This is a genomic window from Pseudomonas viridiflava (assembly GCF_900602065.1).
GTDB lineage: Bacteria > Pseudomonadota > Gammaproteobacteria > Pseudomonadales > Pseudomonadaceae > Aquipseudomonas.
Genome location: NZ_UWFN01000069.1, coordinates 1 through 352 on the forward strand (window position 1 = coordinate 1; position 352 = coordinate 352).

The 352-nt window shown below is 68.2% G+C and carries 1 protein-coding gene; it reads left to right on the forward strand.

The genetic code is table 11. From position 1 onward, the window contains the following. Positions 1 to 352, forward strand: a 352-nt coding sequence (locus EE949_RS01035) for a GMC family oxidoreductase N-terminal domain-containing protein (protein ID WP_206335686.1), incomplete at both ends; no start/stop codon positions are given.

Sequence of the window (352 nt, forward strand, 5' to 3'; positions counted from 1 at the left end):
CCTCCGAACGCCAACAACGACTTGATCCGCAAAGGCTGCGGAAAGCTCGGCTACAGCTGGCACGTGATCCCGCGCTATGTGCGCGGCGGCTTCAACCTGGGTGATTACGGCATGGGTTGCCCGGTCAACGCCAAGCAGTCGATGCTGGTCACGGCGATCCCGGCGGCGCTGGAACTGGGCGCGACCCTGCTCACGCGCGCCCGCGCCGAGCGGCTGGTGATCAAAGGAGACCAGGTGACGCAGCTCGATTGCGTGGCGCTGGACGCCGCCGGCCTGGCGCCAACCGGGCGCCGCATCACCTTGCGCGCCAAACACTTCGTGCTGTCCGGCGGGGCCATCAACACGCCTGCGC